The 1,976-nt window shown below is 72.4% G+C and carries 3 protein-coding genes; 2 read left to right on the plus strand and 1 reads right to left on the minus strand.

The window, feature by feature from the left end:
- Positions 1-168 precede the first annotated feature (168 nt).
- Positions 169-855, minus strand: coding sequence for a DUF4191 domain-containing protein (locus KBX53_RS31325; protein WP_030330083.1), 687 nt, complete (start codon positions 853-855; stop codon positions 169-171).
- 207 nt (positions 856-1,062) lie between these two features.
- On the opposite strand from KBX53_RS31325, the gene KBX53_RS31330 reads away from it, so the two are divergent.
- Together KBX53_RS31330 and KBX53_RS31335 are read left to right on the plus strand one after the other, a co-directional pair.
- Positions 1,063-1,233 carry a hypothetical protein gene (locus tag KBX53_RS31330; RefSeq protein ID WP_210863364.1) on the plus strand — a complete coding sequence of 57 codons (171 nt, stop codon included), beginning with the start codon at positions 1,063-1,065 and terminating at the stop codon, positions 1,231-1,233.
- Positions 1,230-1,976: ATP-binding protein (locus KBX53_RS31335; protein WP_309140901.1), on the plus strand; the 747-nt coding region annotated here is incomplete at its 3' end. The genes KBX53_RS31330 and KBX53_RS31335, both read left to right, overlap by 4 nt.

Here is a 1,976-nt window from a genome sequence, read left to right on the forward strand (position 1 = left end):
TTGTCACCCACCACAACTCCATGATCGACGAGGCGGTGTGGGTTGACGATCAAGATCGAGCATGGGGACGGCAAGGGTGGGTGGCGCGTCGGGGCGGGCGCGATGAGGGTGTACGACGAAAGTGGCGGACCCGTACGGGTCCGGGTCTTTGCGCGTCCGACTGAGGGGTCAGCGGCCCCGCGACTGGCGGAAGGCGCCTGGCGGCCGCATGTTCTTCGGGATCGCGCCCTTGGGCATCTGCGGTCGGGCGGTGAGCGCCTTGAGTCGCTTGTCCAGCGAGTTGACGTCCTTGCCGGAGAGGGCGCGGGGCAGGCGCAGCAGCGTCGTGCGGAGCTTGCGGATCGGCAGCTCGCCCTCCTCCTGCCCGATCACGTAGTCGTGCAGGGGAGCGGAGCCGATCACCTTGGACAGCCGCCGCTTCTCCTGGCCGAGCAGGCCGCGCACCCGCTGCGGGTTGCCCTCGGCCAGCAGGATCACGCCCGGACGGCCGATCACCAGGTGGACCATGTCCATCTGGGTGGTCGAGCTGACCGCCGGGGTCACCCGCCAGTCGCCGCGCATGTTCTCCATGATCTGCGCCGCCGCGCCGGGTTGCCCCTCGGCGGCGTTCATCATCGCCTTGTTGGATCGCAGGTTGAGCACGATCAGCACCGCGAGCAGGATGAACAGGATGCCCAGCGGCAGCCAGATCCAGCCCCAGAGGATGACCGCGACCACGGTGAGCGCGAGCGGGATCAGCACCGCCGCGGCGACCAACGGCGCGAACCACCGGTCCTGCTTGGCGGTGAACTGGAACACCATCCCGATCTGCTTCAGCCGCTGGCCGAACGAGACCTTCTCCTGGGGCTTTGCCATGCCGCAGAGTCTAGTGGTCGCCGCCGGCCCGGTTGATCCGCGTCCGGGTGCCCGGGCAGCTGAGTACCTTACGTCGCCGTACGCGCCCGGACGGGCCGGGTAAGGAGGCTGTGGGCGGGGAAGATGAGGCGCCGTGCCCATGCCCGGGTGGGGCCTTCGCGCGGAGAGTCGTCAGCAGAAGACGACGACGCCCCGAAGGAGCCCGAGATGTTCGGCAACTACAGCGATTTCCTGCTCACCCTGCACCGTACCCACGCCGCCGAGCTGCGCGCCGACGCGGCCGCCGACCGGCTCGCCCGGTCGCTGTCACGTCCGGTAAGCCGAGGGTGGTTGGGCCGGCGCAGGCAGGCCGGTCGCACCGACGACGCCCGCCGGTGACCGCGCCCAGCGCGGCCGCCACCTCCACCGCGGTCGCCACGTTCACGGCACCTGATGGGGTGCCCGCTCGACCCGATCCGACCCCGCCGCCCGGCCACCGGCCGATCGGCGGGGTCGGCCCGGTCGCCCGCCATGGCATGCTCGAACACGTGACAGTGCGCGCCGCCAGTTCCGTCCTCGTCGGGCGTCACCGCGAGACCGCGGCCCTGCGCCACGCGCTGGGCCGGGCGCGGGCCGGGGAGCCGACCACGGTGCTGGTCGGCGGCGAGGCCGGCGTGGGCAAGACCCGGCTGCTGGAGGAGTTCGCCGGCTGGGCCACCGACGGCGCGGCCCGGGTCCTCGTCGGCCAGTGCCTGGAGCTGGGCGAGGCGGGTCTGCCGTTCGCCCCGTTCGCCGCCGCGTTGCGCGCGGTGCTGCGCGCCGACGGCCCCGAGGTCTTCGCCGGCTACGAGGCGGAGTTCGCCCCGCTCCTGCCGGAGCTGGGCCGCACCTCAGTGGCGCTGGCCGCACCGCGTGCCGCCGCACTCAGCGACGCCCCGCGCGGCTACCTGTTCGACCTGGTCGCCGAGTTGTTCCAGCGGCTGGCCGACGCTCGCCCGCTGGTCCTGATCATCGAGGACCTGCACTGGGCCGACCGCTCCACCCGCGACCTCATCGGGTTCCTCGTCCGGGCGGCGAGGCCGGGCCGGCTGTTGCTGGTCTGCACCTACCGCACCGACGAGTTGCAGCGCGGGCACCCGCTG

The organism is Micromonospora sp. M51 (assembly GCF_018070305.1).
In the GTDB taxonomy this organism is placed as follows: domain Bacteria; phylum Actinomycetota; class Actinomycetes; order Mycobacteriales; family Micromonosporaceae; genus Micromonospora; species Micromonospora parva.

Coding starts and splice junctions, on each gene's coding strand:
- KBX53_RS31325 (WP_030330083.1), bottom strand. CDS start 855: ATGGCAAAGCCCCAGGAGAAGGTCTCGTTCGGCCAGCGGCTGAAGCAG.
- KBX53_RS31330 (WP_210863364.1), top strand. CDS start 1,063: ATGTTCGGCAACTACAGCGATTTCCTGCTCACCCTGCACCGTACCCAC.